This window comes from Acidaminobacter hydrogenoformans DSM 2784, assembly GCF_900103005.1.
In the GTDB taxonomy this organism is placed as follows: Bacteria; Bacillota; Clostridia; order Peptostreptococcales; family Acidaminobacteraceae; genus Acidaminobacter; species Acidaminobacter hydrogenoformans.
Genome location: NZ_FMWL01000005.1, coordinates 1 through 17,300, shown reverse-complemented (window position 1 = coordinate 17,300; position 17,300 = coordinate 1). Strand labels below are relative to the sequence as shown.

Annotated in this window: 15 protein-coding genes; 1 reads left to right on the top strand and 14 read right to left on the bottom strand. The window is 47.4% G+C overall.

The genetic code is table 11. From position 1 onward, the window contains the following. Positions 1 to 20: 20 nt before the first annotated feature. Together BLP63_RS06410 and BLP63_RS06405 are read right to left on the bottom strand one after the other, a co-directional pair. Complete coding sequence (locus tag BLP63_RS06410; RefSeq protein WP_092590088.1) at positions 21 to 1,067, bottom strand: TRAP transporter substrate-binding protein; 1,047 nt, start codon at positions 1,065 to 1,067, stop codon at positions 21 to 23. Positions 1,068 to 1,268: 201 nt separating this feature from the next. Further along, positions 1,269 to 2,033, bottom strand: a complete 765-nt coding sequence (locus tag BLP63_RS06405; RefSeq protein WP_170829334.1) for an IclR family transcriptional regulator — start codon at positions 2,031 to 2,033, stop codon at positions 1,269 to 1,271. 317 nt (positions 2,034 to 2,350) lie between these two features. Between BLP63_RS06405 and BLP63_RS06400 the strand changes: the two genes are divergently transcribed. Beyond that, a complete protein-coding gene (locus tag BLP63_RS06400) occupies positions 2,351 to 3,646 on the top strand; it encodes a glutamate-5-semialdehyde dehydrogenase (RefSeq protein ID WP_092590086.1) in 1,296 nt (431 codons plus the stop codon). Between the two features lie 115 nt (positions 3,647 to 3,761). Here the strand turns inward: BLP63_RS06400 and BLP63_RS06395 are convergent, their stop codons facing one another. The 12 genes from BLP63_RS06395 to BLP63_RS06345 all read right to left on the bottom strand — a co-directional run bounded on the left by BLP63_RS06395 (position 3,762) and on the right by BLP63_RS06345 (position 16,377). Next, the gene (locus BLP63_RS06395) at positions 3,762 to 5,003 is read right to left on the bottom strand and encodes a glycosyltransferase family 4 protein (protein WP_092590085.1); all 1,242 of its coding nucleotides are present in this window, start codon (positions 5,001 to 5,003) and stop codon (positions 3,762 to 3,764) included. A 168-nt stretch (positions 5,004 to 5,171) separates the two neighbouring features. Then, complete coding sequence (gene cysK / locus BLP63_RS06390; RefSeq protein ID WP_092590084.1) at positions 5,172 to 6,077, bottom strand: cysteine synthase A; 906 nt, start codon at positions 6,075 to 6,077, stop codon at positions 5,172 to 5,174. A 476-nt stretch (positions 6,078 to 6,553) separates the two neighbouring features. After that, positions 6,554 to 7,429, bottom strand: coding sequence for a sugar phosphate isomerase/epimerase family protein (locus BLP63_RS06385; RefSeq protein WP_092590083.1), 876 nt, complete (start codon positions 7,427 to 7,429; stop codon positions 6,554 to 6,556). A 47-nt stretch (positions 7,430 to 7,476) separates the two neighbouring features. Next, positions 7,477 to 7,701: a hypothetical protein gene (locus tag BLP63_RS06380; protein ID WP_092590082.1), complete on the bottom strand. Its 225-nt coding sequence runs from the start codon at positions 7,699 to 7,701 to the stop codon at positions 7,477 to 7,479. Between the two features lie 276 nt (positions 7,702 to 7,977). Next, positions 7,978 to 8,562 carry a rubrerythrin gene (gene rbr / locus BLP63_RS06375; protein ID WP_092590081.1) on the bottom strand — a complete coding sequence of 195 codons (585 nt, stop codon included), beginning with the start codon at positions 8,560 to 8,562 and terminating at the stop codon, positions 7,978 to 7,980. A 45-nt stretch (positions 8,563 to 8,607) separates the two neighbouring features. Further along, on the bottom strand, positions 8,608 to 9,402 hold the full coding sequence (locus BLP63_RS06370) for a class I SAM-dependent methyltransferase (protein ID WP_092590080.1): 795 nt from the start codon (positions 9,400 to 9,402) through the stop codon (positions 8,608 to 8,610). A 350-nt stretch (positions 9,403 to 9,752) separates the two neighbouring features. Further along, positions 9,753 to 10,931: a M20 metallopeptidase family protein gene (locus tag BLP63_RS06365; RefSeq protein ID WP_092590079.1), complete on the bottom strand. Its 1,179-nt coding sequence runs from the start codon at positions 10,929 to 10,931 to the stop codon at positions 9,753 to 9,755. Between the two features lie 70 nt (positions 10,932 to 11,001). Next, entirely contained in the window at positions 11,002 to 12,423 is a 1,422-nt protein-coding gene (locus tag BLP63_RS06360; RefSeq protein ID WP_242870822.1) for a YfcC family protein, read from the bottom strand. Between the two features lie 219 nt (positions 12,424 to 12,642). Continuing rightward, a complete protein-coding gene (locus BLP63_RS06355) occupies positions 12,643 to 14,658 on the bottom strand; it encodes a sigma-54 interaction domain-containing protein (RefSeq protein WP_170829333.1) in 2,016 nt (671 codons plus the stop codon). A gap of 299 nt (positions 14,659 to 14,957) precedes the next feature. Further along, positions 14,958 to 15,401: a nucleotidyl transferase AbiEii/AbiGii toxin family protein gene (locus BLP63_RS17185; RefSeq protein ID WP_330387118.1), complete on the bottom strand. Its 444-nt coding sequence runs from the start codon at positions 15,399 to 15,401 to the stop codon at positions 14,958 to 14,960. Between the two features lie 23 nt (positions 15,402 to 15,424). Beyond that, positions 15,425 to 15,787: a nucleotidyl transferase AbiEii/AbiGii toxin family protein gene (locus BLP63_RS17180; RefSeq protein ID WP_278278125.1), complete on the bottom strand. Its 363-nt coding sequence runs from the start codon at positions 15,785 to 15,787 to the stop codon at positions 15,425 to 15,427. Further along, positions 15,784 to 16,377, bottom strand: coding sequence for a type IV toxin-antitoxin system AbiEi family antitoxin domain-containing protein (locus BLP63_RS06345; RefSeq protein WP_170829332.1), 594 nt, complete (start codon positions 16,375 to 16,377; stop codon positions 15,784 to 15,786). The genes BLP63_RS17180 and BLP63_RS06345 overlap by 4 nt, the downstream gene beginning before the upstream one ends. Between the last annotated feature and the right edge of the window lie 923 nt (positions 16,378 to 17,300).

Sequence of the window (17,300 nt, the reverse complement as noted above, 5' to 3'; positions counted from 1 at the left end):
CTATTGTGTTTAAGGTTTTTTTATTGAATAGCTTTTATGGCTTCAAGGTACTCACCGGAATGATCTTTGAGGAATTTGTCATAAACCGGGGTCATAAGCGCTTCAAATGCGGCTTTATCTTCAACAGCATTGAAGACCATACCTTTGGATTCAAGCTCCGCTTTAGCCGAGGCTTCGTTCTCCTTTTGCTCGAGACCTAATGTCTTTGCAGCTTCCAAACCTGCTTGACGGAAGAGCTCCTGATCTTCAGCGCTCATACCGTTCAGAAGATTGCTGTTCATCTGAAGCGCTGCGAAGGCAAAGAAGTGTCCTGTCTCAGACATGTATTTCTGAACTTCGTCAATTTTGTAATCGCGTGTTGTGACAACCGTGTTTTCATGAGCGTCAATCGTTTTCTGCTGAAGCGCTGTAAAGACCTCACTCCATGCCATCGCCTGTGCATTTGCACCGAGCGCTTTAAATGTATCAATGTAGGTTTCACTTTCTGCGACCCTGATTTTAAGACCTTTAAGGTCATCCGGTGTCATGATTGGAGCAATATTGCTCGTTACGTGTCTGAAGCCCCGCGGCATAAAGGACAAAGTTGTCATACCGACAGAATCTGTCAACCCAAATAGCTCCTGCGCAGCCTCTGAGTCGAGAAACTTTTCAACATGATCCCAGTCTCTGAAAAGGTAAGGCAGATCTTGGACTGCCATTTCAGGGACAAATTGATTGATGTCTGAAGCGGTGATGACTGTAAAATCAACGTTGCCAATCTGGAGCGACTCCATCAATTCTCTGTCAACCCCAAGCTGCCCGGCAGGATAGACGTCAATGGTATATCTGCCTTCTGAACGTTCTTCGACCAAGCGGGCGAACTCTTTTGCGAAGTTGTCATAAGCGGTTTCTGGCGCAGCGATATGTCCTAATTTTAAAACTTTGGCTTCCGTTGAAGCAGGTTCACTGGATGCAGGTTCATTTGCGGCAGGGGCGCTGGCAGCTGGCGCGGCATTTCCTCCGCAAGCAGTTAACAGCATTGACAGGATAAGTAATACACTAACAGCCAACATCATACGTTTGTTCATTTGACACACTCCTTAATCTTTTTTTGAATCCCCTTGCGACTAATATAAGGCCCTCAATCTCGTTTGTACGACAATGTCGCACAGCGTTCTCTCGATTGAGTTTATTAAAAGGGTATTTCTACCCTAATAATTGATTGGATGGATAATACACTTTCTTTATTATCCTTTCATGGCTCCTCCAAGTTATTCAATTCTTTTTATTCAACCTCTATACCCAAGTTTTTTTGATATTTCATCTGCAGCTCTTCTGAGAATTCCAATTGTATTTTCAATCTTTTCTTCCGTCATTCGAATGGTAGGTCCAGAAACACTGATCGCGTATTTGACTTGACCCATATAGTCAAATATTGGAGCTGCCACACAGGTTAAACCTTCAATGCGCTCCTCGAAATCCATAGCATACCCTTTAGCTTTAATTTCTTCAAGATTCTGCATCAAGAGCTCTTTAGAGGTTATAGTATAGTTTGTATATGCCCTGAGTTCATCCGGTAATTTATGAGTGATGATCTCCGGATCTTGGTAAGCCAGCATTGCTTTTCCCACACCTGTACAGTATGCCGGATTTCGAGTCCCAATCGTCGTAAAAATTCTCATGGATTGGTAAGATTCCTGTTTGTCTATATAGATGACTTCCAGGCCATCCAGCATACCAAGGTGAACCGTCTCTTCGATAGCATTTCGAAGTTCACTTAGCACCGGTGATGCAATCTGGTGAATGTCCATTGAATTGAGCACCAAATTCCCAAGTTCAAGAAGATAAGTGCCTAAACAATACTTTTGGTTTTCTTCATTCTGCCGGATCAGACCATGATATTTAAGTGTATTTAAAATACCAAACGTTGTACTCTTATGTAAATCAAGGTGCTCCGAAATCTCGGTTAATTTGAGTTCACGTGTATTCTCAGAAAAAAGTTTGAGAATCATAACCGCACGATCTATTGCCTGTACCCTTTTTCCGTTATCCATTTGCTGCCACATCCTCATCAATGTGCTGTTTTCTGAATATTAACACAAAGAAGCATGCCTGTAAATAGATTTTCCGAAAAAATTCTACATTATCGCACAACGTTCTCGTTTTTGTTGTATATATTAACCGTCCGGTCACACTTTTCAATGATCCTGTATTTCTCTCGCTCAGCCTTCTGACTTTCATTCCCATATTCGATGTGATAAAATGAGGTACTAACTAATGCTAACGACCCAAAATGGAATTTATCTGTGAGGAATTATATTGGACAACCATCGGCATATAAAAACTCTATCATAGTAAAGGAGATCCGGACATGACCATTCAAAACCGTGCCAAGGCTTCAAAAACCGCCTCTATCCAGCTGGCGGCACTGGACGCCGAAACAAAAAACAAGGCCCTGGAGGCTATTGCCTTAAAGTTCGAAGCGCGAAAAGCGGAGATCATTGCGGCCAACCGTGAAGACTGCGCCCGCAGCGAGGCTGAAAAGCTGGATGCGCCGCTGCTGAAGCGCCTGCGCTTTGAAGATGAGAAGCTTTCGGAAGTCATAGAAGGGATCCGCAGCCTCATCAAGCTGCCGGAGCCGGTTGGGCAGACCAGGCTCGCGACCCAGTTAGATAATGGCCTCGACCTGTACAGGGTCACCTGCCCTATTGGGGTTATAGGGGTTATTTTTGAATCCCGGCCGGACGCCCTGGTTCAAATTTCGAGCCTCTGCCTCAAAAGCGGCAACTGCGTGCTGCTCAAGGGCGGTTCCGAAGCCGCCAGCACGAATAGAATCCTGGCGGAGATCATTTCTGAGGCTACCGTGGCGGCCGGCATTCCGGACGGCTGGATCCAGCTTATTGAAACCCGGGCGGACGTCAATGAAATGCTCAAGCTCAGCGACGACATTGACCTGTTGATCCCACGGGGCTCCAACGACTTTGTCAAATATATCATGGACAACTCCAGCATTCCGGTCCTGGGCCACGCAGACGGGGTCTGCCACATTTATCTCCACGAGGACGCGGACGCTGCCAAAGCCCTGCCAATCCTTGTGGACGCGAAAACTCAGTACGTCGCCGCCTGTAATACCATGGAGACGCTGCTGGTTCACGAGAGCGTGGCGGCGCAGCAGCTGCCGGAGATTAAAGCGGCTCTGGAAGCCAAGAATGTTGAGCTTGTTGGCTGCGCCAAGACTCGAGAGGTCCTCCAGATTGGCGAAGCCACTGAAAAAGACTGGCGCACAGAGTACGTGGATTACAAGCTTTCAATAAAGGTCGTCTCCAGCCTCGAGGAGGCCATTGTGCATATCAACACGTACGGCTCCGGCCATACGGATGCTATTCTGACAGAGGACGAAGCTGCAGCGAAGACCTTTATGGCCCTGGTGGATTCCGCCAATGTGTTCTGGAACTGCTCCACCCGCTTCAGTGACGGCTTCCGCTATGGCTTTGGCGCCGAGGTGGGCATCAGCACCAGCAAGATTCACGCGAGGGGTCCAGTTGGGCTCGACGGGCTGATGATATACAAATACAAGCTGATTGGCCATGGCCAGACGGTGGGCGAGTTTTCGTCAGGAAAGCTGAGCTACACTCATGCGCCACTGGATCGGGATTGTCCGCTTTAAGACCATCGGCAACCTGTTTTTGAAACTGTTTGAACGGAAAAAACTGCCTCCTATTCCGGGAGGCAGTTTTTTATTTTTTGTTGGAAGATGCAGGGCGGGACTGGGCCCAGCCAAATTATCGATTCGTTCCGTTAGCAAAAAAATTCCCAAAGCGCGACGCCGACTTTTCAGCATCCCTCTCAGCGGCTTTTTCAGCTTCCTTTTCCAGCAAGGTCACGTAGAGCTTCTCGGCCATTTCTCCAAACTTTTCAAGAGACAGGGACGCCGCCATATGGAAGCCTTGCACCGCAAGACGCTTAGCCTCATCAGGATTTGACAGCACGCTCTCGAGACAATGGGTCAGCGCCTCCGGCGTCTTGAACACGCGGCCCGTTTCGCCGTCCCTCACAATATCCGCCACGTTGTCATCCTCGTAGACAATCACCGGTACCTGGCTCGCCATGGCCTCAAGGATGGTCAGTCCTTGGGTTTCCGTCTTTGAGGCGCTGACGAACACATCCGCGATGCTGTAATATAGGGGCACCTCTTCCCAAGGCACGCGCCCCACAAACAGCACGCAGTCCTCAAGGCCCATGTCATGAGACAAGCGCTTGAGCGTTGGCATGAAAGGTCCGTCGCCCACAATTACGAGCTTGGCGTCTTTAACCTGTGTAATGAGGTCCTTCATTTGAAGGACAATGGTATCCACACTCTTTTCCTCTGAGACGCGTCCCAGGGACAGAATGATCTTGGTTGTTTTCGCGAGCCCAAGTCGCAGGCGCAGCGCGTCCAGCCTTGGGTCGTCCTTCTCATAGCGGGTAAATTTCTCGAGGTCTATGCCCGTTGGCAAAATGTGAATGTTGTTTTTAATGCCGTAGCTGCGCAGGGCCTTCTCGGTCTTAAGGGAGGGCACCACGACGGCGTCATAGCGTCTGACGTAACGTTTGCTGGTGTGGCGCATAAAGCGCTTGGCCAGCCCCTGGCCGCGGCGGATCCGCAGGAGGTACTTGGTGTAGTCCTCATACATGGTGTGGTAGGTGTGGAGCATAGGGATTTTCAGACGGTTAGCCATGAACTGGCCGAAAAGGCCTATGGTAAACTCCGTATGGGTGTGGATCACGTCGAGGTCCAGTTCCTTGATGCGCTGGTAATCCTGGTAAAACAGCGGCATGGCCATCCTGAAGTCCAGGAGCTTGACCTTGGGGATTGCCTTTATGCGAATGATGCCCTCTGAGGAGCTTTTGTATCCGGGGACCTGGACAGTGACAATGGTCACGTTGTGCCCCCGCCGGGTGAGCTCTTCCCGGAGGGCCATGACCGAGGTGACAACGCCGTTGATCTGCGGATAATAGCAGTCTGTAAAAAGTCCAATGTTCATATTTTAATTCACTCCAGCCTGAAATTAGTGGCGAGTCGTTCTTTTGTACGAGATAGGACAAATTGATTATATCATTTTTAATGGGGAAGAGAAAATGAAAAGCGGGAAACAAGAGGATTTCTGGTGGGGGACAGGGACGCGCGGTGGGGGACTGGGCCGGACCACACATCATTCCTCAAGGCAAACGCTGAAATACCTTTCAAACCGGTCTGGTAGCAGTGTGACAATACTTTTCTTTTCTCCCAGCTGGCGTGCAATTTCCACAGAAGCCCAAAGATTTGCGCCCGAAGAAATCCCCGCGAGAACACCTTGACCACGGATCATGGCTTTCATCATCTTAATCGCAGCCTCGTCATCCACTTCAATGACATGATCAATCAGTTTGGAATCCAGTACATCCGGGATAAAGCCGTCCCCAATGCCCTGTATGCGGTGGGCGCTGGCCTTGTGTCCCAGAAGCGCCGAGGCGCCTTTTGGCTCAACGGCCACAACTTTTATGCCGGGGTTCTTGCTTTTCAAAAATTGCCCAATCCCCTGGAGCGAACCGCCGCTGCCCAGCCCAGATACAAAAACGTCAATATCACCCTCAAGCTGACGCCATATTTCCGGCCCGGTTTCGAGGCTGTGAATTCTCGGATTGTCCTCATTCTTAAACTGCTGAGGCACAAAAATCCCGGAGGCTTCTGCCGCCAGCCTCTCAACCTCTTTCACAGCGCCTTCTATGCTGTCCTCCGCTTTCGTCAGCACCAGCTCCGCTCCCAGAGCCTGGATCATAAGCTTGCGCTCTTCGCTCATGTTTTCCGGCATGACAATGACGACCCTGTAACCCTTCTGAACCCCCACAAGCGCAATGCCAATGCCAGTGTTTCCCGAGGTTGGTTCCATGATGGTCATGCCCGGCTTAAGCAGCCCCTTGAACTCCGCCTGCTCAATCATATATTTAGCGACCCGGTCCTTGATGCTGCCGCCAGGATTCAAAAACTCTGCCTTCGCGTAAATCTTTAACCCAGTCAATTTCCTCATATTCAAAAGAGGCGTGTTCCCAATAATGTCCAGAATGCTTTCCGTAATCATAAATATACACTCCTTAGGGTCTTACATGCATTGTTATTGGGCGTTCTTTATATTTATGTGATTAATACCACAAACCAAGCCTCTTAGTCGATAAAATTATCTGGTATACCTATGATCATGAAATGGCGTCAAACCATGGCTGTCAAGAGGCGTACGAAAATGACCATTGGAAAGCCCCAATGCAACGATCCTTCAATTATCGTTGCAAAATACAACGATAAGCTTTTCGTTGCACGAACACCCAGTCATCCCCCATTTTTCAGCCTATCTCCACTCAAATGAATGATAAAGACTATCGGCAATCTCTTCACATAAAAGAGCGCCAATAGTCTTTTTCATTGAGTACTGTATACCCACTTAATTATTTGAGTGGTGCGGGACAGGGACTCGTGGTGCGGGACAGGGCCAGATGACGCGGGACTGGGACGGGCTGCACCGCGCATGATATCCGTCACGTTTTTAACGCCCTCATCCCTTCACCCCATCAACCCCTCAACATACCTCAGCCCCAGCTCAGCCGTATTCTCCTCGGAACTGTTCGCATACTCAAAAGTCAGTATCCCCCGGTAGTCAATCGCCTTCAAAGCCTTCATCAAGCCCGCAAAGTCAAAATGCGCCCCACTCGGATACCCCCGGTCCGCATCTGATAAATCCACCTGCTCAAGCAGCCCCTCAGTTTCCATGATGGACCTATAGGGCTCCTGACCGGAAAGCAGCATATGGTAGGTATCGAGATGCAGTCTCAAACACCTGGAATTGAAGGCTTTAATATACGCCACAAGCGCTTTGATGTCGGAAAAACTATCAGCCCCCGCCAAATCCTTTTGGCAGATCGCCTCAATTGTGATCACCACGCCCTTTTCCTCGGCATAGGGCAGGACCTCCTTAAGGCTTTTCGTCACATTCTCTTCGTGCCGGGCAGGGCTGCCCACCAGGTCCGCACTTCCCCGGATCGCCCCAATAATCACATTGGCCCCGCCAAGTTCGGCCGCCAGATCAATGTGCCCCAGCAGCCTGTCCACCGCCTGACGCCTGATCCTCTCATCCTCAGCGCCCATGTAAAGCCCGTCCACAATAAAAGACTTCCCCGTGGCAATCCCAGAAACCTTCATGCCATGGGCCTCAAGCAGGCCCCGCAGCCTCTTCCCGTCCAACTCCGCGGGGTTGTTCACCGCGATCTGCACCGCTTGAAATCCAAGCCGCGCAGCCTCGGCAATCATCGCCCCCAGCTCGCCCACCAGCGGCGACAGCCTGCTCTGGGTCACATCATCAGAAATTACAACGCTCTTGATCAATTTGGTCACCTCAAGCTTCAATATTTTAGCATTGTCATACCAAATGACCATCGGCATACCTTACAGCTCTTAAACGCTGCAGAGCTCTGCCGATGGTCCCCCATTCACACCTTAAATCTCACTTTCACCCGCTTAGTCCTAATCCGGATACTTCCTGCAGTACGCCTCAACCCTGTCTCCAAAGCTGCCGGCCAGCTTCTCTTTCCAATAAGGTACGGACCGCCTAAAAAAATACTTACCGCAATTTCACTGCTCAATCCAAGCGACTGAAGAATTCTCTCCGCTTCATACAGTGTTTCGTCTTCAATATTGAGTTCCAAGACTGCCATGTCAACACCCCTTCTGCGTTCAATTATGCGCCTTATCATGCTTTGTAACGGTCTTCCTATTTATACCTGATATACAGCATTTGCAAACTCACTTCCCCGCGCTTTTTCTGCCGATGGTCCCCCATCCCCCAAACCCCTCCCCTCCGCCACATTTCGTCATACCCCAAAACAAAATTACCCGCTGTCAACGGACTGACAACGGGTAATGTTTATTCACGTACATACTATTTTCAATTATAACTTCAAGCGTCAAGCTTCAAACGCGCTGGCACCCCTCTAATAAGTCTCCTTAAAGACCTCAAAGTGCCCCTGCGGATGGTCACAAGCCGGACATTTCACCGGCGCGGATTTCCCCTTATGGACATAGCCGCAGTTATTGCACTTCCACTCCACGACCTCATCCTTTTTGAAAACCTGATCCTTCTCAATGTTTTCAAGCAGCTTGCGGAACCTTCTTTCATGGCGCTCCTCAACTTCAGCAATCTCCGTGAAAACAAGCGCTATTCTCTTGAAGCCCTCTTCCTCAGCAATTCTTGCGAATTCCGGATACACCTTCGTATGCTCCTCGTTTTCGCCTTCCGCTGCTGACTTCAGATTAGTCTTTGTGTCCGAAAATGAAACCGGGAAGGATTCCGTGATTTCAATCGTTTCCCCGCAAAGCTCCTCATTCAGGAATTTGTAAAAACGCTTAGCATGCTCCTTTTCGTTTTCAGCCGTTTCAGTGAAAATGTTTGAAATCTGGACGTAGCCTTCCTTTTTCGCCACTGACGCGTAGTATGTATATCTGGTCCTTGCCTGCGACTCTCCCGCAAATGAAGCCATTAAGTTCACTGCTGTCTTAGTTCCTTTTAAGCTTGGCATTTAAAACACCTCCCACTAAAAATCTATCAAAACTTTGGAATGATGTCAAATACTTGCTATGACCAGCATTTCAAAATCATCCTTCGTCAGCTTGTCCGCCCGCGAAAACGCGCCCAGCTTGGCGCCAAAAATTTCAATAGTTTTAAAACCAAGACTCTTCAGCAGCCAAGTAATCTCTGATGGCACATAATACCGTTCACTGCACACCAGCTGATGCTCGACGCCGTCATCATCCGTAAACGTCGTGACGTTGTGATCCCTGAAGGTCATCAGATCGAAATGTTCACTTTTATAGCTCGCGATCTCATTGCCTTGATCGTCTTGCCTGCTTTCTTCCCTTTGTTCCCGACCCTCTTCGTGAAAGCGGTCAATTGAATTAAACAGCGGAAAAAGCCCATTCAACGTGGTAAAGATCAGCTTACCTGGCCGCTTCAACGCCTTGGCGGCATTCCTGAGAATTTCGAAGTTCATCTCGTCCGTCTCCATGAGCGGAAAGCCACCCTCGCACAGCATCAGGGCGGCATCGAATTCTTCCTCAAAGGGCAGTTCCCGGGCGTCCGCCTTTATAAAGCGCACTTCAAGTCCCTCTTCCAAAGCCTTTTCCCTGGCTTTCTTCAGCTGAGCCTCCGACAGATCCACCCCTGTGACCGAATACCCCCGCCTGGTCAGATCAATAGCATGCCGCCCCGTGCCGCAGCCAATGTCCAGGAGCTTAAGACTCTTGTCATAACCCAGCTCCGCCTCAATGAAGTCGCACTCCCCACTGGTTCCCTGAGTGAAGGGCTCGTGGTCGTACTGGTTCCCATAATTTTCGAAAAGTGTTTCGTACCATTGTTTCACTTTTTCACCTCATTTGGGCGATCTCAGTCCTCTGGTTAAATACTTTATACAAGAACTATATTCCATCTTATGGTTACCCTAAACAGGTGAATGTATCAACAAATCTATTATATTGAAACTAAAAGATAGTCTTTTGGATTAATCTAAATTTTAGATAAAAATCACCATCGGCAAAGCTTTATCCCTAAGAGAGCAAAAAAACTTTTGCCGATGGTCTTCGAATCCCACCAAATCAGCTTCCAAACGCTCTCGCCTGATTCTCAAAAGCCCTCATCAGCTCGAAGGCGATATTTCGGTAACAAAGACTTTCTCAGCCAATGATCATAACGCTTCAATTCTAATCATTCAACCTACATAGCGTCCATCGCAGCCTGAACCAGCACAGCTGCGCCTTTGTAAAGCACCGAGTCATCCAACATGAACTTGGAATTGTGGATTGGATAGACAATGCCGTCTATTGGCATCACGGTGTTGAGCAGGAAGTAAGTGCCTGGGACCTTTTCGAAGAAAAATGCCGCGTCCTCACCGCCCATCAGGGAATCCCCAAGCATGATAATGTCATCTTCAGAGATCACTTTTCGGGCGGACTCAAGGAAGATATTGGTTACATCTCGGTCGTTGATGACAGGTGGGTACGAATCAAAAAACCTCAGTTCATAATCTGCACGGAAGCCTTTGGTGACAGCGGCCACAATTTCCTCAATCCGCTGGAGGACGAATGCCCGCGTCTCGAAGCTCAGTGTACGGATTGTGCCAAGCATTTCAGCAGAGTCCGATATAATATTCGTGGTACCTCGGCCGGCGTTCAGGCTGGCTATGGTCAGCACGGCAGGACTGGATGGCTTGACTTCCCGGCTGATGATATTTTGGAGGGCTAGAATAACTTGAGCCGAGATAACAATTGGGTCTACGGTTTCATGGGGCGCAGAGCCGTGACCGCCTTTACCGGTGATTTTTAGGTAGAGTTGATCATCGGAAGCGAACATGGTACCGTGGCGCAGCCCTATCATACCGGGAATCTTTGCATTCTCAAGGTTATAGACGTGCATGGCAAAGATAGCGTCGACCTTTGGGTTTTCCAGAACGCCGTCTCGAACCATGGGCGCCGCGCCGCCGGGACCTTCCTCGGCGGGCTGGAAGATGAGTTTGACGCATCCTTTCAGATCAGCGTCGCGTCTCTTGAGGAGCTTCGCAGCCCCAAGGAGGGTAGCGGTGTGAGCGTCGTGGCCGCAAGCGTGCATCTTGTCATTTTCCGAAGCAAAGGTCACGCCGGTTTCCTCTTGAATTTCCAGGGCGTCCATATCCGCTCTGAGAGCAATAGTCTTGCCTCTTGCCGGATCGCCAATCATGGCGAGGATGCCGGAATGACCTTCGAAGGTCTCGTAGGGGATGCCCATTTCATCGAGCTGGGCTTTGACATAAGCAGCTGTCTTAGGCAGGATCAGACCCGTTTCGGGGATGCGGTGCAGTGCCCTGCGCCACTGGATAATATCTTCTTTTATATTCATTGCGTCGTCTAAACTCGTCAAAGAGATGCCTCCAATGAAAATTTTGTGTCATAAGTAACTAACTTCAATACGATAATTTAATAACATTATATTAGAACGGCCCGTATCCTATCTGAACCGCAACAACCAGCAGAATTGCACAAATGATGTACCATACAACGAGTAATGGCGCAAGCCATTTGATCCATTTCCCCCATGAAATTCTACATAACGCCAGGGCTGCCATAAGCGTACCAAAAGTTGGAGCTACAAGGTTGGTAATACCATCTCCAAGCTGAAATGCCAGAACTGCCGTTTGTCTAGTGATGCCAATAACGTCTGCTATTGGCGCCATGATCGGCATAGTCACAGCCGCTTGACCACTGCCCGAAGGTACAACGACGTTTATTACACTCTGAACTAAAAACATCCCAATTGCACTGACACTGACAGGAAGTCCTGCGACGAGCGTTGCTGCGCCATGTATGACTACATCCATTATTTTTCCGTCGGTCAACACAACGACAATCCCTCGGGCAAATCCTACTGCCAAGGATGCATAGAGTAAGTTACCTGCCCCCTTGACAAAATTATCAATGATAGTATTTGGCTTTAATCCGCCAACTATCCCCGTTAAAACGCCAATGGCGACAAAAATTGCTGCGATTTCCGTCAGGTAATACCCTTTTTGTGTCACGCCATATACCATATAAGCGATGCCAAGCACAAAAACAAATAATACAAACTTATGCTTTTGAGTAAAATTTATCTGATCCATAAGATTTGCATGTCTATAAGGACTGGTTTGATCCTCTTCATAGACAGGACTGAGTTTTGGATTTTTTTGAATTCTTCCTGCATACCAATAAAGGTAGATTATCGCAGCGCCCAGAAGACAGGAAAAAGCGACAATACGGAATGCAATGCCTGAAAACAACGGAAGCTCGGCAATACCTTGCGCGACGCCCACATTAAATGGGTTGATGATTGAACCCATATACCCGGAAGCAACGCCCAGCAGCGCCATTGCCATGCCTGTAACAGAGTCAAATCCCAAAGCAAGGCTTAGAGAAATTTGAAGTGGAATAAATGCCAAGGACTCCTCAAAGTTGCCGACTAGAGCACCGCCGAGTCCCCAAACAATCAAGACTGCAGGAATGATTAAACGCTCCTTGCCGGAAAGCTTTTTTACCGTAAACCCAATCAGAGACATAAGGGCACCAGTAGCTTCCAAAATACCGAATACGCCGCCGATGATCAGCAGGAAATTAATAACGGTCGCCGCCTGTCCCATGCCTTCCGGTATGGCTTTGAGTATTCCCCAAATGGAAACCGGTGAATTTTCTACAGCGTGATAGGATGTCGGATCGACGACCATTCTTCCTGTTGCTGCATTTTCAACTCGGTTGTACTCTCCCGCCGGCAACACATAAGACATGATCGCCGCAACTACCATCAAAATGACGATTAGTACAAGTGCATCTGGTGCTTTAAATCTTTTCATTTTGTCGGGTTTACTGTTTTCGTTATTCATGAAAAATCCCTCCTTCAAATGGTTTGTAAATGATTCCGATTATGTAAAAGAGCAAGAAGCGTGCCAATCTCAATTAAGTGCTGAATTGAGTTCCCAAATTCGCTTGAATTAAGGGTTACAGCGTCGAACGTTCGAAATTTTCAGATTTTAGCGTCAGAAGAAGTTAAAAATAAAATCAAAAGCGGTATGATCTTAACTTTAGATCATACCGCTTTTGATTTAAATGGGCCGCGTGATCTGCTGTCGGCCCAACTCAGTCAGCTTTGCCGCTCTACCACTGCTGCTGTGCTCGATCCATCCCAATGACCTGAAACGGTCGAGTAATATTTTTACTTCATATTCCGTTGTTGGTGTGCCATTTTGCCTTAACGACCGGACCAACGCTCTGCGTCCGGCACTCTTGATCGACAAAAGCTGCAGAAGCGCTTGTTCGAGTGAAGCGGCTTTCGGTAAAAGGCCTGTTTTTATAGCGATGTGTTCCTCATCAGCTGTATGCTGCAAATTCGAACAGAATAAGTCGCTGTACTTTTTTTTGTAACGTTCAGGCAAATGAACGTAGCTGAGAATTTGGCCCCCGAAATAGTGCAGATATTCAGCCAGGCCTTTCAGCTCTCTGACATTGCCTGGCCACTCGTAGCCTTTTACGAAGCGGATGAGATCGCTGTCAAGGATGACGTCGTTTCCCAGATAACTGCGGAGAAGGGGCAGAATATCTTCGCAGCGGGCACGCAGCGGCGGGACAGTCAAGGTAATGGGACTGATCCGGTAGAACAGGTCTTCTCGGATGGTGCCGCAGCGCATGGCCGCTTCCATATCCGTATTAGCGGCGCAGATGACGCGGACGTCAACCCGTTTGACAATGTTGGAGCCAATGGGCTGTACTTCTTTTTCCTGGAGAAATCTCAGCAGCCGTACCTGTGTTTTCAGCGTGGCTTCGGCAATTTCATCCAAAAAGATGGTGCCGCCATGAGCAGCCTCCAGGAGGCCTTTTTTGCCTTCTTTTTTCGCGCCAGTGAAGGAACCGCCCGAGTAACCAAAGAGTTCTGATTCCAGGAGGCTCTCGGAAAAGGAGCCACAGTTCACTGCAATGAAGGGTTTGTCTGCCCTGGGAGACTCGGAGTGGATGGACTGAGCCAGAAGCTCTTTGCCGGTACCAGATTCGCCTTCGATGAGAACCGTGACGTCAATAGCAGAAAGTTTCCGGGCCTGACTGAGAACAGACTTCATGGCCTGGCTTTTGCCAATGATGTCGTCAAATCCATAACGGGTCGTGTTGCTCGGCTTGTCGCCACGAAGCGGTACAATCTCGACCAGTTCACGGTGTATAATGTCAGTGCCAATGGTCTCGATACATTTGCGCTGCACATTGTAGCTCTTTCCGCTCTCAGCATGCCAAATGCCGTTGCCAGTGGCCGGATCGCAAACACTGAGCAGTTCTGAGATTAAGGCATTGGAATAGATCTTATTCCCAATGATGGTCTCGTAATTGAAATGAAATTCATTTCTGAAGGCGTTGTTGATCGCTGCAATAGTTTCCTGATTAGCCAGGATGACCGCCGGGAAGTCAAACAAATTCAGCATAGAAATCCTTTCTTCAGTGAATTCGCTGGCGGTCGAGAGCGATATGCAGGTGGTATAATCCATGACTTTGCTCTCGTTTGAGATGTACTCTTTAAGCTTCTTGTCCAAGTATTCCTTCGAAAGATTCGCGGCTTCGCCGATTTTACGAATCACATAGGGGTGGATCAAGCGACCGCCTATGTCTATGTATCGTTCGATCTGAGGCAGGTCCACCGTTTTGATGCCCATGTAGACGGCGGTTTTTACATGGTCAACTTGCAGGTTTGGACTAGTGTAAGGAATAAAATTTATGTTGTCGATTCCGTGAGACTTCAGTGTTAGCTTGGAGTCCCAAAGAATGGCCTTGCCTTCACCAAGCAGCAGTACATCTGTACCTCGTTCGATACTCTTGAGGACTTCAAGTTTTTCGGGATCAAAGGGCAAGCCAATGTTGAAGAACATTGCGTTTGGGTTGAGACATTTTTCCCGGACGATAGGTTCTATAAAAGGGATCGTATAAAGGACAATGTCGCAGTTGAAAGGCTCAATTTTGGAATTCTGACTGACCTGGATTATTTCAAGGTTGAGGTTGTCCTCCATCAGGCGGTTCCAAAGGGTTTTATAATGGATGCCTGATTCCTCGAATAATACAAAAAACTTGACATGCAGCTTCATAATCATCTACTCCCGTCTAGAATGTTGCTGGTCATTATAGTATTTTTATTGAACCACCCATGACCGTAGTTACAGGACTCTCGGGTCTTCGTATCCAATGATACGTAATATACGAAGCGATCCCCACAGTTCCAGCCCAAACTGTGCCAAGCTCTTTGGACAGAAAAACGCAAAAATTACCATGTGTAATTTGCCGATCCGGAGATCTTAATAAAGACGCGCAAGCGCATTGTCGCCATCCCTTCAAGCCAGAGTGGCCAACTCAAGCATTACGTATTTTTATAAATCAAGCCCTCAAATTAGACAGTGGACACCAATGTCGTCATAGAATCCATGATATCTTCGAAAGTGATCGCCTCAGCATACCTATAATCTCTTGTGTACTTCGACCAACGGGATATTAGCGCTTCACTTTCACTGATTTCTGCCAGTCGATTGCTGATATTTATAAAAATATGAGTCGTGCCCCTATGCGCAGCCGTTGATTTCAGCGCATCCAAGAATATCGAATGATCAATGCTCTGGGTTTTAGTCAAGATATAAACATCATAAAAATCCCTGGGTCTTGTATTCAGCTCTCCTCTCCTCAAAATGGTTTCCACTTTTTCTGCCAATACAGTCTCAACATTATAAGCCCAAACTCCGAAACTTCCTTCTTCGAAAATCTTTTTATACAGATACAGGACTTCCTTCGGCGTAATGGCATCACCCGTTGTAATATCAATCTGCATGGGGGTCTTGATCGTATCATAATTAGAGATAACACTTACCCGAAACCACCATAGACATCATCTTCTCTAATTGCTTCAATTCCAGAAAAAGTGAACTCAACCTCATCATCAATTGTAATACTGCAGATTTCTTTGATGGCTTTTGTCAGCGATTCAACATTTATCGGATAATTTTTGATCGTGGCATCCATGTCCATTGTGGCTCTATTAGCAATGCCTACGAGTGCAGCGATTAGAATTCCACCTTTTAGTATGAATTTTTCCCTGTATTCAGATTTGGAAAGCCTCTCCAGAAACCGTTCGAACATGAAATTTTGGAGTACAACCTGTGCTGACATATCTTTCTTCCTGGCAAGATTTCTAATTTTTGCTTTCAAGCGCATGGCATTTCCAGTCATAGCAACACCTCAATATAGTTTTTGAGTATAGCATCTACTTTGAACTTCTTGGCATAATCCATAAGAATCGTGAAATCTGCCGACTTTAACTTAACGAATCGTTTTAGTGCATCATTGATAATCTGTACATCGATGCGATTTCTGCTTCTGATCAGGTCACAGATCGTTCTTTCAATGTCATAAGCTCTAATCGGATTACCATGAGTACTTTTTACTGTAACTACGCCAAGTTCATGCAACTCCTTTTTGATGTAGTAGATTTTAAATCGATCTGCGACATTTCGAACCACTTTATAACCGCTTGGCACAGTAGCTGAATACTCAAAGGGTGTCCTATCCGAAAGGCCATGCATATACAGAGCTGTTTCATGTGAATAAATCAATTTAGGATACTTCGTCTGCATAGAGTACATTTCATCCTCAATCGAATCAAGTGACACATAAACACCCCGGTCAACTCTCTCAAGTTTTCCTTCAGCAACCATCATTTGTAGATAGACCCTTGGAATTTCATATGAATCGAGGTCAGCGCTCAAAACTGTCCCATGTTGTTTTTTTATGAGTTCTTCAAGCTTTTCAACGTAATTCATGATCATCATCTCACTTTACAATTATACTTATATTGTAGACGACTTAAGTATATTTGTAAATACATTTCTCGTAGGGGTTAAAATACTTCGGATACTGCAGGGCTTATACTCTTTTTCTTCCTCAATTGTTATGAATCTTTCATCCCTTTAAAACCTGAACTCCAGAAAATTCCACTCAGCGCAATCCTTCTTGGAGCACAAAAGGAACCGTCCCCTATGATTCCTTCGTGAATAGCCTCCCACCAAGTATAACTTGGTGGGTTTTTCTGTCCTACGGACAGAAAAAGGCAGGGTCCACCCCTTTTCTACCAACTCTCTCGTAAGACCTACAATCCCTCGGATACCACTACGCGCTATCCTTCGTGAGTGACCCCACCAGGCCTCCAGCCTGGTGTTTTTTATGCCCAAAGGGCATAAAAAAGCAAGGCGCGCATGCATTTCTGCCTGCTCTCTTGTCAGAGTTACAATCCCTCGGATTCCGTTACGCTCTACGAATTATTCAACTTTCGTCGTTTTTATACTTTCATAACTTTTTCATCCCCACAACGTACAATTATCCGCTCCACTACATCCTTCGTTAATAGCCTGGGGCTGTTGCATAATAGTCCCCAATAGAAGGGACAGATGGAAATCAATTTTTGATGACCATCTGTCTTTTTTAGTTCAAAAAAATTAATCAGGACCGGCTCCAAGAGCCAGTCCCGATAGGGTATAATTGATTTATGCAGAACCAAATAACCCTAAATCATAATACCCCGAAAGTCCACTTTTGGCAACTGCCTATGAATTTTAGTGTGGGCACATTAATACCAGAAGATAGCAAGGTCAGACTGGCGTGCAAAATTATCGAAAGGATGGATTTAAGCACAATATCAAGCACCAAGCCTCAAAAAGGCAGAAAGCCAGCCGTTGATCTCGTCAAC

Excerpts from the sequence above, each read along its gene's own strand:
- BLP63_RS06410 (WP_092590088.1), bottom strand. The coding sequence starts at position 1,067 with ATGAACAAACGTATGATGTTGGCTGTTAGTGTATTACTTATCCTGTCA.
- BLP63_RS06405 (WP_170829334.1), bottom strand. The coding sequence starts at position 2,033 with ATGGATAACGGAAAAAGGGTACAGGCAATAGATCGTGCGGTTATGATT.
- BLP63_RS06400 (WP_092590086.1), top strand. The coding sequence starts at position 2,351 with ATGACCATTCAAAACCGTGCCAAGGCTTCAAAAACCGCCTCTATCCAG.
- BLP63_RS06395 (WP_092590085.1), bottom strand. The coding sequence starts at position 5,003 with ATGAACATTGGACTTTTTACAGACTGCTATTATCCGCAGATCAACGGC.
- cysK (WP_092590084.1), bottom strand. The coding sequence starts at position 6,077 with ATGATTACGGAAAGCATTCTGGACATTATTGGGAACACGCCTCTTTTG.
- BLP63_RS06385 (WP_092590083.1), bottom strand. The coding sequence starts at position 7,429 with ATGCCGATGGTCATTTGGTATGACAATGCTAAAATATTGAAGCTTGAG.
- BLP63_RS06380 (WP_092590082.1), bottom strand. The coding sequence starts at position 7,701 with ATGGCAGTCTTGGAACTCAATATTGAAGACGAAACACTGTATGAAGCG.
- rbr (WP_092590081.1), bottom strand. The coding sequence starts at position 8,562 with ATGCCAAGCTTAAAAGGAACTAAGACAGCAGTGAACTTAATGGCTTCA.
- BLP63_RS06360 (WP_242870822.1), bottom strand. The coding sequence starts at position 12,423 with ATGAATAACGAAAACAGTAAACCCGACAAAATGAAAAGATTTAAAGCA.
- BLP63_RS06355 (WP_170829333.1), bottom strand. The coding sequence starts at position 14,658 with ATGAAGCTGCATGTCAAGTTTTTTGTATTATTCGAGGAATCAGGCATC.
- BLP63_RS17180 (WP_278278125.1), bottom strand. The coding sequence starts at position 15,787 with ATGACTGGAAATGCCATGCGCTTGAAAGCAAAAATTAGAAATCTTGCC.
- BLP63_RS06345 (WP_170829332.1), bottom strand. The coding sequence starts at position 16,377 with ATGAATTACGTTGAAAAGCTTGAAGAACTCATAAAAAAACAACATGGG.